The 15,776-nt window shown below is 56.3% G+C and carries 13 protein-coding genes; 6 read left to right on the top strand and 7 right to left on the bottom strand.

Annotated features, from left to right (window positions below; translation table 11 throughout):
* Window positions 1-39 precede the first annotated feature (39 nt).
* Window positions 40-1,623 (bottom strand): glycerol-3-phosphate dehydrogenase, encoded by a 1,584-nt coding sequence (gene glpD, locus AC2FIT_RS09055; protein ID WP_496828703.1) that lies wholly within the window; start codon window positions 1,621-1,623, stop codon window positions 40-42.
* A 189-nt stretch (window positions 1,624-1,812) separates the two neighbouring features.
* On the opposite strand from glpD, the gene AC2FIT_RS09050 reads away from it, so the two are divergent.
* Window positions 1,813-2,574, top strand: coding sequence for a DeoR/GlpR family DNA-binding transcription regulator (locus AC2FIT_RS09050; protein ID WP_496828701.1), 762 nt, complete (start codon window positions 1,813-1,815; stop codon window positions 2,572-2,574).
* 274 nt (window positions 2,575-2,848) lie between these two features.
* On the opposite strand, the gene AC2FIT_RS09045 is transcribed toward AC2FIT_RS09050, so the two are convergent.
* Window positions 2,849-3,700: an IS110 family transposase gene (locus tag AC2FIT_RS09045; protein ID WP_496828699.1), complete on the bottom strand. Its 852-nt coding sequence runs from the start codon at window positions 3,698-3,700 to the stop codon at window positions 2,849-2,851.
* 217 nt (window positions 3,701-3,917) lie between these two features.
* Here AC2FIT_RS09045 and AC2FIT_RS09040 point away from each other — a divergent pair, with 217 nt between their 5' ends.
* The gene (locus tag AC2FIT_RS09040; protein ID WP_496828697.1) at window positions 3,918-4,109 is read left to right on the top strand and encodes a hypothetical protein; all 192 of its coding nucleotides are present in this window, start codon (window positions 3,918-3,920) and stop codon (window positions 4,107-4,109) included.
* Here AC2FIT_RS09040 and mprF read toward each other — a convergent pair.
* The gene (mprF, locus tag AC2FIT_RS09035) at window positions 4,099-6,708 is read right to left on the bottom strand and encodes a bifunctional lysylphosphatidylglycerol flippase/synthetase MprF (RefSeq protein WP_496828695.1); all 2,610 of its coding nucleotides are present in this window, start codon (window positions 6,706-6,708) and stop codon (window positions 4,099-4,101) included. The genes AC2FIT_RS09040 and mprF overlap by 11 nt on opposite strands.
* 102 nt (window positions 6,709-6,810) lie before the next feature.
* Window positions 6,811-7,239: an Lrp/AsnC family transcriptional regulator gene (locus AC2FIT_RS09030; RefSeq protein WP_068334830.1), complete on the bottom strand. Its 429-nt coding sequence runs from the start codon at window positions 7,237-7,239 to the stop codon at window positions 6,811-6,813.
* An 86-nt stretch (window positions 7,240-7,325) separates the two neighbouring features.
* On the opposite strand from AC2FIT_RS09030, the gene rocF reads away from it, so the two are divergent.
* Both rocF and ocd read left to right on the top strand, forming a co-directional pair.
* Window positions 7,326-8,246: an arginase gene (rocF, locus tag AC2FIT_RS09025; protein ID WP_496828692.1), complete on the top strand. Its 921-nt coding sequence runs from the start codon at window positions 7,326-7,328 to the stop codon at window positions 8,244-8,246.
* 149 nt (window positions 8,247-8,395) lie between these two features.
* On the top strand, window positions 8,396-9,436 hold the full coding sequence (ocd, locus tag AC2FIT_RS09020; RefSeq protein WP_496828690.1) for an ornithine cyclodeaminase: 1,041 nt from the start codon (window positions 8,396-8,398) through the stop codon (window positions 9,434-9,436).
* Window positions 9,437-9,489: 53 nt separating this feature from the next.
* Here the strand turns inward: ocd and AC2FIT_RS09015 are convergent, their stop codons facing one another.
* From AC2FIT_RS09015 to AC2FIT_RS09005, 3 genes are all read right to left on the bottom strand, one after another.
* Window positions 9,490-10,893 (bottom strand): TRAP transporter large permease, encoded by a 1,404-nt coding sequence (locus AC2FIT_RS09015; protein ID WP_068334821.1) that lies wholly within the window; start codon window positions 10,891-10,893, stop codon window positions 9,490-9,492.
* A gap of 3 nt (window positions 10,894-10,896) precedes the next feature.
* Window positions 10,897-11,526: a TRAP transporter small permease subunit gene (locus AC2FIT_RS09010; RefSeq protein ID WP_496828687.1), complete on the bottom strand. Its 630-nt coding sequence runs from the start codon at window positions 11,524-11,526 to the stop codon at window positions 10,897-10,899.
* 62 nt (window positions 11,527-11,588) lie between these two features.
* Complete coding sequence (locus tag AC2FIT_RS09005) at window positions 11,589-12,605, bottom strand: C4-dicarboxylate TRAP transporter substrate-binding protein (RefSeq protein WP_496828819.1); 1,017 nt, start codon at window positions 12,603-12,605, stop codon at window positions 11,589-11,591.
* Between the two features lie 418 nt (window positions 12,606-13,023).
* Between AC2FIT_RS09005 and acs the strand changes: the two genes are divergently transcribed.
* Together acs and AC2FIT_RS08995 are read left to right on the top strand one after the other, a co-directional pair.
* A complete protein-coding gene (gene acs, locus AC2FIT_RS09000) occupies window positions 13,024-14,988 on the top strand; it encodes an acetate--CoA ligase (RefSeq protein WP_496828685.1) in 1,965 nt (654 codons plus the stop codon).
* A gap of 7 nt (window positions 14,989-14,995) precedes the next feature.
* Entirely contained in the window at window positions 14,996-15,679 is a 684-nt protein-coding gene (locus AC2FIT_RS08995; RefSeq protein ID WP_496828817.1) for an adenylate kinase, read from the top strand.
* Window positions 15,680-15,776 lie beyond the last annotated feature (97 nt).

The raw sequence follows: 15,776 nt of genomic DNA, 5'->3' as shown, positions 1-15,776 counted from the left end.
GCCCAAAGAAAAATCCCGCCTGTTTGGCGGGGTTTTCGTCTAGGCGGCAGCCTGCCTATGTTGGTCCATCCAATCCTGAATGCGCGCGACCTGATCTGAACTTAGTCGCAGACCAAGCTTGTTACGACGCCAGACGACATCTTCGGCCATACGTGCATACTCTTTGTCTATCAGCCATTGCAGTTCGCGCGCGGTAAGCGTGGCGCCAAAATCTTCCCCCAAATCCTCCGCAGTTTTCGCATCTCCCAGAATATCGCGGGCCTCTGTCCCATAGGCACGCACAAGGCGTTCGGCCCAAGCGCGATCTAAAAAGGTAAAATCTTCCTCTAGACCGGCTACCAAATCCTGCACCCCATCAACCGGAAAGTCTCCTCCGGGTAAGGCAACGCCTGCGGTCCAAGGGCCGGACAGATCCGGAAAATGCTCGGCCACTTTTTCAAGCGCGCTCTCTGCCAACCGTCGGTATGTTGTGATCTTGCCGCCGAAGACATTCAGCACGGGCGCGCCGCCCTGCGCATCCACTTTCAGCGTATAGTCCCGTGTCGCCGCCGTCGCGTTGCTAGCACCGTCATCATAGAGCGGCCGCACCCCGGAATAGGTCCAGACGATCTCATCGCGCGTCACAGGGGTTTTGAAGTACTTCGTCGCAAAGGCGCACAGATACTCTTGTTCTGCTTCGGTACAGACTGGAAGCTCGGATGGGTCTGGATGATCCTGATCTGTCGTGCCGATCAGGGTGTAGTCACGCTCGTACGGAATGGCAAAAATGATCCGGCCATCCTCACCTTGGAAGAAATAGCATTTGTCGTGGTCGAACAGTCTGCGCGTTACGATATGGCTGCCGCGAACCAATCGGACGCCCTCGCGCGAGTTTACACGGATTTTCGTCTGGATAATGTCGCCAACCCACGGACCACCCGCGTTGATCAGCATTTTTGCCTTGATCACCCGCGTTTCATCATTGTCGCGATCGCGAACCGTGACCTGCCATAGATTGCCCATGCGCTCGGCTGACAGAACCTCGGTTCGAACCATGATCTTTGCGCCGCGCGCCTCAGCGTCGCGGGCATTGAGTACGACCAGCCGTGAATCTTCGATCCAGCAATCCGAATACTCATAGGCGGTTTCGAACTTGTCCTGCAAAGGGCTCCCCTCAGGCGCGCTTTTTAGGTCCAATGAAGCAGTTCCGGGAAGGATTTTTCGCCCACCCAGATGATCATACATAAACAATCCCAACCGGATCAGCCAAGCCGGGCGACGCCCCTTCATCCAGGGCATCACAGTGCTCAGCAGGCGCGAGGTTGGCGTTTCCGAGTCAAAGCGCATATCCGCGTGATACGGTAAGACAAAGCGCATGGGCCAACTGATATGCGGCATCGCCCGCAGCAGAGTTTCGCGCTCGATCAAAGCCTCACGGACAAGGCGGAACTCAAAATACTCAAGATACCGCAACCCACCATGAAACAGCTTGGTCGACGCTGACGACGTCGCCGACGCCAGATCGTTCATCTCAGCCAGCGCCACCGAAAGCCCGCGCCCAGCCGCATCCCGCGCGATACCGCAGCCGTTGATACCGCCGCCAATGATGAAAAGGTCCAAAACCTGTTCGTTTGTCTGTTCCATAACTGGATGATTCCCACTTCAAGGCAAAACGCGCGCTCATTAACCGTATCGACCCTCGTTTGGTCAATGCAATTCTTCGTTTATGTTCGTTATGCCGCAATTTGAGCTTAATGTACGGCTGAAGGCGAAGATTATGTTGCACGCCCAGAAAAACCGAACATAAACGAACCCAAGCAGTAGGAGTAGACCGTGTCCCTTTCCTTTCGCCAGTCGGATATCTTGAACATTGCCCGGCAAGACGGCCGTGTCATGGTCGAAGACCTCGCCGCTCGGTTTAATGTCACGGTTCAGACGATCCGCCGCGACCTGTCCGAACTGTCGGATATGGGGAAACTCGACCGCGTTCACGGCGGTGCCGTTTTACGCTCGGGCGTTTCCAATATCGGTTACGAAGACCGCCGCGCAATGAACGCCGAATCCAAAGCCCTGATCGCGCAACACTGTGCACAGGATATTCCCGATGGTGCATCGATTTTCCTGAACATCGGCACCTCGACCGAATCCGTCGCCCGGCAATTGCTGGGCCACAAAGACCTGATGGTGGTGACCAACAACATGAATGTTGCCAACATATTAGTCGATAACCCCAACTGCCAGATCGTTGTGGCGGGCGGTGTATTGCGGCGATCAGATGGGGGGTTGGTCGGCAACCTGACAATCGCAACCATCGAGCAGTTCAAATTTGACTTTGCGATCATAGGATGCTCTGCCCTGGATACTGCCGGAGACCTGTTGGATTTCGACTTTCAAGAGGTGCGTGTCAGCCAGACCATCATCGCGCAAGCCCGCCGGACCTGCTTAGTGGCAGATCAGACCAAGTTTCAACGTACCGCGCCCGCACGGATAGCCTCACTGTCCGAGGTGGACATGTTCTACACAGATCAGCCCCTCCCCGCAGGATTGGCCGTGAAATGCACTGAGTGGCAGACACAGGTAAAGCTGTGTTCCTAATCTCAAAACAGTTTCAACGCCTGTAAAACAAAGTCCGGGCTTTCACTCGTACCCACCTACAACCTACAAATTCATTGATGAGCTCGGCTACAACGGCTGAGATTGGATCAACCTTCCCGAAAGGAGGACTAACCATGCGGTTGTTAGGTCAGTAGCTGGGCTGTTATAACTACCCGAGGTTACTGGCGCTGTTTCTGTTCCTCATGGGTTTGTCGGTGGGTATGCGGTGGTTGCCATTAATACCGGCCAGGGCAAGAGTTTCTAGCAACTCTATCTAACACGGCCGCCCCGTCTCCCATTTCTGACGCCTTTTGCACAGGGTATTTGCGATAGTGACGAGTTTTCGTGCAACCGCCGTAACAGTAACCTTGTGCGGTTTCCCAGCGTTTCGAAGTCGATCCGCGAAGGCCTTCAGTATCGGATTGTGATGGGAGGTAACCAATGCGGCTTTGAACAGGACATGTCGCAAAGCACGCCGGCCACCGGCAATGGCTCGTTTCCCACGGAGAGTTCCGCTGTCCTGCGCGACGGGTGCTAGACCAGTCAGCGCAGTGACTTCCTCCTCTGTGAGAGTTCCAAGTTCCGGTAGTTCGGCGATCAGCGTTGAGCTGACCACCGGGCCGATACCGGGCACGGAGTGGGGGATCAGCGTGGTTTCCGCAAGACGCGTGTCGCTGCCGAGAAGCCTTTTACGCATCTCGACCACTTGTGCTCGCCTGGTGGTCAAGGCCGTGAGAAGACGAAGGTGTTCTGCCGGAAGGCTACGCCCGGCGTCGGGTCTGAAGACCAGGAAGCGGGCAATCAGTTCGGCTTCGATCCTGTCCGTCTTGGCACGGGTTCCGAGGCTGAGTGCGAATGCCTTGTCCTGTGTAGGTGCCACCTGTCGGGTCGCCGCGCCAGCTGCATCAAGCGCCAACCAGAGTTTCCATTCGAGACCATCGGTCGCTTCGAAGCACACGACGGCAACGTGTTCTCGAGCGAGATCGGACACGGTGATATACCCCCGATCCTCATTTGGATATCGAAACCTCTGGCCATCGGGCAGACAGTGGACATCCAGCCAGTCGCGGCTCACATCTATCCCGATGATCCGACCATGGGTTACATTCTCTATGTTCTCCTCCATCAGGTACGCGGACCTAAAACGGCCGCAGGCAACTGTTCGAGACAGTGAAGGAGAGGCGGTGCCGACAGGCTAGGAAGCGTGGTCGTGCCACCAGGGTCAGACGTCGCGCACCACCCCGCTACCAGATCCGGGATACAGAAGCGTCAGGACCCATTGATTTCGGTCGGCACGGTCCGATATGGCGAAGCAAGTGGCAAACTAAGACAATGCGCTCGTAATGCTGACAGGGGATGTGGCGGCGCTTTACGTCAATATCCATGCACTGCAAGTGTCCCTTACCGTCGGGCGCGAGAATATCCAATTTCAACAGGAATCCGCCGACCTGACCGAAATGGCGTATCGCACCGACTGGGGCGACCTGATGCAAAACACAAACCAGCGCCAGCCTGAACAAGCCGCTATTTCGTAAGGCCGCGCAGACCGCCCGAGACAAGAACGTTCACTTCGTACAATATCCGGGGCGCTGCCAATCCGCCTGGGCTGGCCAGATAGTTCGGGCTCCATTCCGGGTCGAATTTTTGCTTGAAGGAACGCAACCCCTCAAAATGATAGAACTGTTCGCCATGTTCATAAACAAAACCGCCGACGCGGTTCCAGAATGAGGCAAGCTGCCGACTTTCGATCCCTGAAAACGGTGCGGCCCCCAGAGAAAACCACTGAAACCCCTGCTCGGCCCCCCATGACATCATTTCAGCAAACAAAGCATCCATGACAAAGCTGGGACTGTCGGGCTCATACCGCATCAGGTCCAGTGACAGTTCGGATTTGTGACCGCCTTGAAACAGATTGGCAAAGGCAACAATCTGACCCGTATCCCCATTGCGCAGCACAGCATGATCAAAATACGACAGGTATTCATCATCAAAGCCGCCAAGGGCAAAGCCTTTCTCTGCGCCCGCCTTATTTTCAAGCCAGTCGTCTGACACCTTGCGCAGTTCGGGCAGGATCGGGGCCAACTTTTCTTTCGGGATGATTTCAAAACCATATCCCTCCCGCTCGGCCCGGTTCTTTGCCTGTCGGAACCGCTTGCGGGATTTCCCATCAAGCGAAAAGTCTTTCAGCGGCACCCGTGCGACCTCACCGATTTTCAGAATAGACAGGCCAAGGTCTAGGAAGGTCGGCAGGTATTTGGTTGATACGCTGTAGAATGCGCAAAGCTTACCTTTCCGGTCCGCCATCTCGCGCAGTTGCCAGATCAACTGCTTACCTGTCTTTTCGTTGCCGACGGGCTCGCCCTTGCTGATCAACGCATTTCCGGTGTCAGCGTAGGCCAGGAACGCGCTATCGTCTGGCGCGATCAAGAACTGTTTGTCTCCGGTCAGCGAAATCTGCGACTCGGTGTCTTCGCTTTCCAATGCCAAACGTTCCACCACAGGCGGTATTTCAGTACGTACTGGTTGGGGTATTTCCCGCCCGAACAAAGAGTTCACGGCAACAACTCCAACAATCACCGCGACCACGAGGCTAGAGCGCAAGAAACGCGAGGCGTCGCTGCTCCAGGCGAATTCCCACCACAATGCGTTCTGGTACTCGACATGCGAATAGGCAAATAACCCAATCCAGAAGATGACTGCCAACAAGGCGATCACGCTGACCAGCCACGGAATGTTCAGTCGGAAAATCGAAGCACCGCTAACGCGATAGAACGCATCGCGAAACGTGGCGAGCACGGCGGTTGAGACCAACATGCCGATGGCTTCATGCGTATCCAACCCCTTTGTCAAAGAGGCAACGCATCCAGCCACCATCAGCAGCATCGCAACGACCCACGCGCGATAAAGTTTGCGGAACAACCCGCGTGAGACCAAGATCAGCAAAACGCCGACAGTGCTGCCCGTCAGATGTGACGCTTCAACAAAAGATAGTGGCAAGACATCACGCAATACGCCAAGGCTCTGGTTGCTGGACGGCAAGGCCCCTGAAACCAGCAGAATGGTCCCCGCCACGGCAGTCACACCTGCGGCAACCATAGGAACGATCGGCCGTATCGCACGGTAGATCCACGTTGCTGCTCCGCCGATATGTTGGCGGTGCGTCAGCGCCGAGGCCACTGCGATCGCAAGGCTGGCAACAGCAAAGGGAAGAAAGGTGTAGACCAACCGATACAACAGCAAGGCCGCGATCACGTCAGACCGGCCAGAGGCACCCAGACCTGCGATCAATGTCGCCTCGAACGCGCCAATTCCGCCGGGCGCGTGGCTGAGAATGCCGACCGCAATCGCACCTATGAAAATCGTAAAGAAATAGGGATATCCGACGCCCAGATCATTGGGCAACACGGTATACAGCACCATCGAAGCGCCAAAAAGGTCTCCGATTGCGGCCAGGGTCAGCAGCCCTGCGAGTTTGCCGCCCGGCAGGTTGAACCCGAACCCGCCATAGGCCAGCTTACGCCCGCCCTTTGCAAGCCAGAGAAACAGCGCAGCAAGTGCGGCAAGCAAGCCCAGCCCGATCACGGTCTCAGTCGTATCGCTGATCGGCAAAATCTTTGATATTCCGTCCGGGTGAAAAGTGAACAAAATACCCAGCAAAAGCACCAGCCCAGACCAAAACGCGATCCATGACGTCGCAATGACACCCGCGACACGGCTGAGATCCAGCCCAAGCGAGGCATAGATACGATAGCGGATCGCTGTTCCGGTGATGTACGAGAACCCAAGGCAGTTGGACACGGCATACCCGCTTGCCCCGGCCATTCCCGCAACGGTCAGAGGCACCTCTCCCTTTGCTACGCTCTGCACGGCGAATACGTCATACATGGACAGCGACAAGAAGCTGAAACAGGTCCAGCCCAGGGCGACAGCCAAAACTGTCCAGTGAGTGCTCGTCACATCCGCCTGAACATCGGCCCATTTTACATGCTCGGACAGTTCATGCAGAACGACCAGCGCGATCAGTGTAACCAGTATCGGGACAGCAATCCGCACTGCGGGTTTTTCGAGAAACCCAGCCGCGCGCTCGGCAAGACGCACTGCCCACAGCTCTTTGTCAATCTCCTGCGTGGTCATAGTCTTCCTCTGCTCTGAGGCACTGCAACGATCCCGCGCGCGGGTGGGCGACGCGGAGCAACTGTTGCACAAATTCCTCAAAGCTCAAAACACTGCGAAGGTTCAGACCCGGCCTTTTCGCGTGGATAGCAATAGATTGGTCTCGGACCGCGTGATCCCCTCCATCCGTCGGATCAGGAAAAGAACTTCGTCGAGTTCCGCCAAGGTCTCGGTGCCGATCTCGGCGATCAGGTCCCAACTGCCGTTGGTTGTATGCACGGCACGAACCTGGCGCAGGGCGGCAATTCGTGCCATCGTTCGCTCGGTCCCGCGGCCTTCAATCTCAAGCATCATCAGGCCACGCACAGGGCTTTCCGCAACATCCTGCCGGGTAAGCACGGTAAAACCCACGATCTCGCCAGATTGCTTCAGGCGCTGCAAGCGGCTGCGTACGGTTGTCCGCGTCACACCAAGCGTATCCGCCAATTCTGAGAGCGATGCCCGCGCATCCCGATGCAAGGCATTTAGCAGCTTACTGTCCAAACCGTCCATGGAGCCTTCTCATTATGAATGCATAGGTTTCTTTTTGAACACTTTGACCTCTTTTCGCAACCCGTAATGAATGTTTAAACAAACATATGGACAACAAACACGTTATTTTGGTCGGCGCTCCGATGGATGCGGGAAAGCGCCGTCAGGGCTGCCGGATGGGGCCAGACGCCTATCGGGTGGCCGGTCTGGATCAGGCCTTGATTGATCTGGGACACCAGGTTTCAGACATCGGCAATGTTTCTCCCGACAAAACAGATGTGCCTTTGCACGACCATCTGTTTGCACTGCCCGAAGTCATCGGCTGGACCCGCGCGCTGAGCCGTGCGGCGCAAGACTCTGCTGCGAAAGGGCTACCCATATTCATGGGCGGCGATCACGCATTATCAATGGGTACTGTTTCAGGTATGGCCGCCCACGCCAAAAAGCTGAACCGCCCGCTATTCGTGCTGTGGCTTGACGCCCATAGTGACTTTCACACGCCCGACAGTACCGGCAGCGGCAACCTTCACGGAACCCCGGTGGCGTATTTCACGGGCCAGCCCGGCTTTGACGCATTCCCACCAGTGACCAATCCAGTTCCGACAGACCGAGTGGGTATGATCGGTCTGCGCTCGGTCGATCCCGCTGAACGCGCCCGGCTAGAGAAAGACCGCGCAATGTTGGCCGATATGCGCAGCATTGATGAACACGGTATCAAAGCCCCACTGATCGCTTTCCTTGACCGTGTCCGCGCAGCGAATGGCCTTTTGCATGTCTCGCTGGATGTCGATTTTCTGGATCCCTCCATCGCTCCCGCCGTCGGAACAACCGTACCCGGCGGCGCAACTGAGCGTGAGGCGCATCTGGTCATGGAGCTGCTGCACGAAAGTGGCCTCGTCTGCGCGCTGGACCTTGTGGAGCTGAATCCGTTCCTTGACGAACGCGGCCGAACCGCAAAGCTGATGGTTGATCTTGCGGCCTCGTTGTTGGGCCGTCGCATCTTTGATCGTCCGACCCGGAGTTTTTGATGCATCCCCCCGCGGACCGTCACGCAGGTTTTGAAAAACAAGACCACCCCACTCCGCCGCCACTGGCGGTTCCAACACTTGAAACGAACGGTGGAACCATGCGCTGCATGATTGCTGATCTCCACCTGTCCCGCCGATAGGAGACCCCGATGCAACCTTCCGACAAGGCGCTTGTGCCTTTTGTATCCGTCGACAACATGATGCGGCTTGTGCATCACGTTGGGGTCGAGCGGATGATCACCCAGATCGCCGCCCAGATCGAATCCGACTTTAAGCGGTGGGAAAGCTTTGACAAAACTCCGCGTATCCCCGCGCATTTGCCGCATGGCGTGATCGAGCTTATGCCCACGTCAGACGGTGAAGCCTATGGTTTCAAATACGTCAACGGCCATCCGAAAAACACGTCCGAAGGGTTGCAGACCGTAACCGCGTTTGGCCTGCTGGCGGATGTATACACTGGCTATCCCACCCTTCTGACCGAAATGACCATGCTGACCGCACTGCGCACAGCCGCGACATCGGCGCTGGTCGGAAGCTATCTGGCACCCAAATCCTCTACAGTCATGGCGATGATCGGCAACGGTGCCCAGTCAGAGTTTCAGTGTCTCGCCTTCAAAGCAATGTGCGGCATCACAACGGTGCGCCTGTACGACACTGACAGTAACGCGACCAAGAAATGCGCCGCAAACCTCCAGGGAACGGGACTGACCGTCGTCTCCTGCTCAACCCCGGAAGAGGCGATTGAGGGCGCGCATATCATCTCGACCTGCACAGCTGATAAAAAATACGCAACGATCCTGACCGACAACATGGTTGGCCCCGGCGTGCACATCAACGCCATTGGCGGCGACTGTCCGGGCAAGACGGAATTGCACAAGGATATCCTTCTGCGGTCGGACATCTTTGTCGAATATCCAGAACAGACAAGGATTGAAGGTGAGATTCAGGCATTGGATGACGACCACCCGGTGACCGAGATGTGGCAGGTCATGACCGGTCAAGCCGAAGGGCGCCGTGATGATCGCCAAATCACCCTTTTCGACAGTGTCGGCTTTGCGATCGAGGATTTCTCGGCCCTTCGTTACATCAAGTCCGCAATCGAAGGCACTGATTTTTATGTGCCGTTGGATATGCTGGCCGACCCCGACGATCCACGCGACCTGTATGGGATGCTGATGCGGGCAAGCTGAAAAGACCCGCAAATGGCAGTACTTAGCCCCCGGCCAATCGCCGGGGGCTTTTTCTATCCGGCCAATGACGGCAGGTACAGAACGATGCCGGGGAACGCCACAAGCAAAGCAATCGTGACACCATCCGCGATAAAGAACGGTGTCACACCTTTGAACACATCCTGAACGCTCAGATCCGGGCGGACGCCGGCGACTACGAAGCAATTCAGGCCGATGGGCGGAGTAATCAAACAAAACTCGGCCATCTTTACAACCAGAATGCCGAACCAGATCGCACACATCGGGCCTGACATGCCAAAGGTGCTTTCTGCGGCGCTGACCGTCTCTCCCCCGTTCAATGCCATAACTGCCGGATAGACAACGGGTAGCGTGAGCAGCAGCATTCCGATAGCGTCCATGAACATACCCAGCACTGCGTAGGCCAGAAGAATGCAGATCAGGATCAGCATCGGCGCCATTTCCAATGACGTGATCCAGTCCGAGAACGCCCCCGGCAAATCAGCAAAGCCCAGAAAGCGCACATAGATCAGCACGCCCCAGATGATCGAAAAGATCATCGCGGTCAGCTTGGCGGTTTCCAGCAGGGCGGATTTCAACTCGGTCCAGCGCATTCCGTGAAAAACGGCAAAGCAGAAGACGATAAAGGCACCGATTGCGCCGCCTTCCGTTGGGGTGCCCCACGCTTTTTCACCGAACGGGTTGTAGACAAAGCAGATGATGATCAGGATCACGGCAACGATCGGCAATGCACCGGGCAACGAGGCAAAGCGCTGTTTCCATGTAAAGCCTGTGACCGGAGGACCAACAGTTTTGAAAAAGACCGCGATGCCAACGATCAGCAGCCCGTAAATCACTGCCGAAAACGCTCCGGGAATGAAGCCCGCCAACAACAGCTTGCCTACATCCTGCTCAACGATGATGGCATAAATCACAAGTATGGCCGAAGGCGGGATCAGCGAGGCCAGTGTCCCACCGGCGGCGACGACCCCGGCTGCGAATTGCTTGTTGTATCCGACCTTGAGCATTTCCGGGATAGCGATCCGGGCAAAGACAGCCGAAGTTGCCACCGACGCACCGGATACCGCGGCAAACCCGGCCGTTGCGAACACTGTCGATACAGCCAATCCCCCCGGCACCCACGCCACCCAGCGTTTGGCGGCCTCGAATAGCGCGCGGGTGAGACCTGCGTAATAGGCCAGGTACCCAATCAGAATGAAGGTCGGGATCAGGCTGAGCGTATGGGCGGCCACTTTCGAATGCGGCACCTGCCCCGCCGTTTTGACGGCAACTGTCAGAGCTTTGCCGAAGCGATCCGGTTCGTATCCGAACTTGGCCCAGAAAATCCATACCAGCCCCACAAGCCCGGCAAGACCGGCTGCAAAAGCCACCCGCATGCCCGTGACGACCAAAACCAGTAGACCGCCTGTGACCCACAGGCCAATGTCTATCGTGTCCATTCGTTAGTCCTGCCCTTCGAATTGTTCTGCCTCGGCTGCGGCCTGCGCCGCCGCATCTTGGATCAGGGGTACGGCGACCGGATGCTCCAGACCCAACAAAAAGGCGCGACCATATCCCCAGACCTGCAACACCAAGCGCGCACACAAAACCGAAAACGCCACCGGTACCAGCAGCTTGGCAGGCCAGAGCGGGATACCGATGTCGATTGAGCTATCGCGGCTCCACATGGGGGCACCAAAGTCGAACGACCGGTCAAAGTGGGACCAACTGCCCCAGACCAGCGCCAACATGAGCACAAGGATCAAGATCACCGAGATCAGCTCGAACAGCCAAAGCGCGCGGCCATTCAGACGCGCGATCATGATGTCCATGCGGATATGCCCACCGCTGCGCTGTACATAAGAAATACCCAGGAAGGCTATCAAAGGCATGGCCTGTTCAATCCAGTCCACATAGCCGGGTAAAGGCGCATTGATTGTATTACGCCCGGTGACGGAAACAACGGCAAGCACCATCAGACCAAAAACGGCCAGACCGCTGATCAATGCCAAAAACTGCTCTAACTTCAACAAGTGACGATCCAGCCGACTGAGGAGGCTGCCGTCTTCAAGCACCGTGGCCTGTCCTGCCATTCCGGTGATCCCCTATTTTGTATTGGTGTTCGGGTGCCCGGTCAGGCACCCGAAGCCGGCTATCAGTTTCCGCCGCGTTGCTGCTTTAGCGTGGTTTGAACGAGATCATAAAGATCCTGGGCCGGAAGTCCCTGTGCGGACATATCCGCGATCCACTGCTCGCGGATCGGGTCGGCCGCCTTGGTACGGAACTCTTGCAGTACGGCCTCGTCGATTTCCACCTTCTGCACGCCTTTTTCGGTCAGAACGCCGTCCCACTGTTCAAGCAAACCACCATAATTGGCAAGATAGTGGTCAATCGCTTCTTCAATCGAGCTATCCAGCGCTTCACGATGCTCGGCTGGAAGTGAGTCATACGCATCGATATTCACAACGACCGGACAATTAACCGTGCCGGGGTTCAGGTTGGCAGTCCACCAATCGGCCTCGTTGATGGTGCCGAATGAGAGGTGAGCGTGCTGGGCAAAAGCAACTGTATCGACGACGCCCGACTCCATCGCGTTGAAAGCTTCGGTCGCCGGGACCGAGGTCGGCACACCACCGACCGCTTCAAAAGCCTGACCCAGACCACCCGTGGCGCGAACGCGCATTCCTTCGAACTCGGCCAGTTCATCACGGGGTTCGCCGGTGCCCACCAGGTTATACTGCGGCATGGGCGAGGTCATAATGATGCGCGCATTCCACTGCGCCATTTCATCCTTAACCGCTGGGTGATCATAGACCGCATGGCTGACTGCAACTTCTTCTTCCAGCGTGTTTACACCCAGAAACGGCAGTTCAAGTACTGTGATCGCGCGGTTCTTGTCGCGGTGATAGCCAGCGCAGAATTGCGCCATTTCGAACGCGCCAATCTCAATCCCATCCAGGTTTTCGCGTGGCTTCGAAAGGCCGCCGTAGCTGACATTGATTGTAAAATCACCATTGGTCTTTTCACTGACCAGTTCAGCCAGTTTTTCGACATGCTCGGTAAATGCGCGCCGCTTACCCCAGACCGATGCATTCCATTCGGTTGCCGCGGCCTCGGACACAAATGCAACGCTTACCGCGGCGACAGCAGCACCGCTGAACAATTTGTTCATCATGATTTCTCCCTTTTTTGCGCTTGTTACATAAACGCTTGGGATAAGGCTAGCGCCAACATCGAAACCTGCCAACCCCAGACAGGTATGTCCAAGCAGGGTGTGTGCCAGCGCTAACAACCGAAAGATGAGTCAGGGATGTAAAAAATCCGAACTGAAGGTTGCCAAATTCGCACTTGGAAGCATAACATCCATGTGATTGTTTTTTATTAAGTTTTTAACATATTTAGAAATTAGTTTACACTTTTTTACAGTGGGATAAAATTTCTTTACAAATAAAACCAAGGATATCGGTAATTTATTTCATTGTTTTCAGAACTGCTTATTATCCTCTTCGGGGAGGATACGGGTCGATATCGCCCGTTCCACGGGCAAGATTCGGCCCAGTGAAATGAAGTCAAGAGGGAGGAGCCTCAGTATGACAACCGCTGCCCAGGCAGATTCTAAAGTGTATCCGCCATCCGCCGAAACCGCTGCACGCGCCCATGTAGATGCTGAAAAGTACAGTGAAATGTACAAGGCCTCAATCGAAGACCCTATTGCGTTCTGGGGTGAACAAGGCAAGCGGGTAGATTGGATCAAGCCCTACACTCAGGTAAAAGATGTCAGCTACGAATTTGGTTCGGTCGGTATCAATTGGTACGCCGATGGCACACTGAATGTGTCCGCCAACTGCCTGGATCGTCACTTGGAAACACGCGGCGATCAGACCGCGATCATCTGGGAGCCGGATGACCCAAATGACGAAGCCCAGCACATTACCTATGCCGAGCTTCACCGTCGCACCTGCCGGATGGCAAACATCCTTGAGTCCCTTGGCGTGCGTAAAGGTGACCGGGTTATCATATACCTTCCGATGATCCCCGAGGCCGCGTACGCGATGTTGGCCTGCGCTCGGATTGGCGCAATTCACTCCATCGTTTTCGCCGGCTTCTCCCCGGATGCGCTGGCCGCTCGTGTGAATGGTTGTGACGCCAAGGTTGTCATCACCGCAGATGAAGCCCCGCGCGGTGGCCGCAAGACACCGCTGAAATCCAACGCGGACGCGGCTTTGTTGCACTGCAAAGACACCGTAAAGTGTTTGGTGGTCAAGCGTACTGGCGGTCAGACAACGTGGGTCGACGGTCGTGACTACGACTACAACGAAATGGCGCTTGAGGCGGATGACTACAGCGCACCTGCCGAGATGAACGCCGAAGATCCCCTGTTTATTCTATACACCTCGGGATCGACCGGTCAGCCGAAGGGCGTCGTGCATTCCACCGGCGGGTATCTTGTGTATGCCGCCATGACGCATGAGATCACCTTCGACTATCACGAAGGCGACGTTTATTGGTGTACTGCGGATGTCGGCTGGGTCACTGGACATAGCTATATCGTCTATGGTCCGCTGGCGAACGGTGCGACCACGGTGATGTTCGAAGGCGTCCCGACATATCCGGATGCCTCGCGCTTCTGGCAGGTCTGCGAAAAGCACAAGGTGAACCAGTTCTACACTGCGCCGACTGCGATCCGCGCGCTTATGGGTCAGGGCAACGAATTCGCCGAGAAGTGTGACCTGAGCGATCTGCGCACCCTTGGCACCGTGGGTGAGCCGATCAACCCCGAAGCCTGGACTTGGTACAACGAGGTTATCGGCAAAGGCAAATGCCCCATCGTCGACACATGGTGGCAAACAGAAACCGGTGGTCACCTGATGACCCCCCTGCCCGGCGCACACGCGATGAAGCCCGGTGCCGCAATGAAGCCATTCTTTGGCATTGAGCCAGTCGTTCTTGACCCGCAATCAGGTGTCGAAATCGAAGGCAACGGGGTTGAGGGCGTTCTTTGCATTAAAGACAGTTGGCCCGGTCAGATGCGGACTGTCTGGGGTGACCATGAGCGGTTCGAAAAGACCTATTTCTCGGATTACAAAGGTTACTACTTCACGGGTGACGGATGCCGCCGCGACGAGGATGGCGACTATTGGATCACCGGGCGCGTGGATGACGTGATCAACGTCTCTGGCCACCGTATGGGAACCGCCGAAGTGGAAAGCGCACTTGTGGCGCATGCCGCCGTGGCCGAGGCCGCCGTTGTCGGATACCCGCACGAAATCAAGGGGCAAGGCATCTATTGCTACGTCACCTTGATGAATGACCGCGAACCTTCAGACGACCTTGTGAAAGAGCTACGCACTTGGGTTCGGACGGAAATTGGTCCGATTGCCAGCCCGGACGTGATCCAATGGGCCCCGGGCCTGCCCAAGACCCGTTCTGGCAAAATCATGCGTCGTATTCTGCGCAAGATTGCTGAAAACGACTTTGGCGCCCTGGGTGACACGTCGACACTGGCCGATCCTTCGGTTGTCGAAGACCTTATCGAAAACCGTGCGAACAAGTGAGGATGTGATGGACGCTGCCACGACCATATCTCCTGCCGTTCTGATCCTTCTCGGCCCTCCGGGTGCCGGGAAGGGCACGCAAGCTCGGATGCTTGAGGACAAGTTCGGACTGGTTCAACTCAGCACCGGTGATTTGCTGCGCGAAGCTGTCGCTGCAAAGACCGAAGCTGGCAAAGCCGCCAAGGCCGTGATGGAGGCCGGTGAACTGGTCAGTGATGAGATAGTCATCGCCATCCTGCGCGACCGTATGGCCCAGCCGGATTGTGCAAAAGGCGTCATTCTGGATGGATTCCCGCGCACCACCGTACAGGCTGAGGCGCTGGACGACCTGCTGGCTTCGTCCGGTAAAAAAATCAACTCTGCCATCAGCCTCGAGGTTGAAGATGCGGAAATGGTGATCCGCATCTCAGGGCGCTACACCTGCGCCGGCTGCGGCGAAGGGTACCATGACAAGTTCAAGAAGCCCATAGAAGACGGCAAGTGCGACAAGTGCGGCCACACCGAATTCAAGCGCCGTGCGGATGATAACGCAGAGACAGTCGCATCCCGACTGACCGCGTATCACGCACAGACCGCTCCGCTGATTGACTACTATAAATCCCAAGGCGTGCTGAAAGGCATTGATGCCATGGGCCAGATCGATGACATCGCCCGCGACCTGCAAGGGGTTGTGCGCGAGGTTATGACCTAAGGGGAGGAGACGAGCCGCAAGGCTCTGATCCAACAACAGAATACTTCAATGGACCCGCCTTGGCGGACCAGAGAAGTTATGCCTGACGTCACGGGGC

The sequence above is a fragment of the Ruegeria sp. YTSA135 genome (assembly GCF_059610165.1).
This window is presented reverse-complemented; position numbering and strand designations above follow the sequence as displayed.

Coding starts and splice junctions, on each gene's coding strand:
- AC2FIT_RS09040 (WP_496828697.1), top strand. CDS start 3,918: ATGCTGACAGGGGATGTGGCGGCGCTTTACGTCAATATCCATGCACTG.
- AC2FIT_RS09045 (WP_496828699.1), bottom strand. CDS start 3,700: ATGGAGGAGAACATAGAGAATGTAACCCATGGTCGGATCATCGGGATA.
- mprF (WP_496828695.1), bottom strand. CDS start 6,708: ATGACCACGCAGGAGATTGACAAAGAGCTGTGGGCAGTGCGTCTTGCC.
- AC2FIT_RS09010 (WP_496828687.1), bottom strand. CDS start 11,526: ATGGCAGGACAGGCCACGGTGCTTGAAGACGGCAGCCTCCTCAGTCGG.
- acs (WP_496828685.1), top strand. CDS start 13,024: ATGACAACCGCTGCCCAGGCAGATTCTAAAGTGTATCCGCCATCCGCC.
- glpD (WP_496828703.1), bottom strand. CDS start 1,623: ATGGAACAGACAAACGAACAGGTTTTGGACCTTTTCATCATTGGCGGC.
- AC2FIT_RS09030 (WP_068334830.1), bottom strand. CDS start 7,239: ATGGACGGTTTGGACAGTAAGCTGCTAAATGCCTTGCATCGGGATGCG.
- rocF (WP_496828692.1), top strand. CDS start 7,326: ATGGACAACAAACACGTTATTTTGGTCGGCGCTCCGATGGATGCGGGA.
- AC2FIT_RS08995 (WP_496828817.1), top strand. CDS start 14,996: ATGGACGCTGCCACGACCATATCTCCTGCCGTTCTGATCCTTCTCGGC.
- AC2FIT_RS09005 (WP_496828819.1), bottom strand. CDS start 12,605: ATGAACAAATTGTTCAGCGGTGCTGCTGTCGCCGCGGTAAGCGTTGCA.
- ocd (WP_496828690.1), top strand. CDS start 8,396: ATGCAACCTTCCGACAAGGCGCTTGTGCCTTTTGTATCCGTCGACAAC.
- AC2FIT_RS09015 (WP_068334821.1), bottom strand. CDS start 10,893: ATGGACACGATAGACATTGGCCTGTGGGTCACAGGCGGTCTACTGGTT.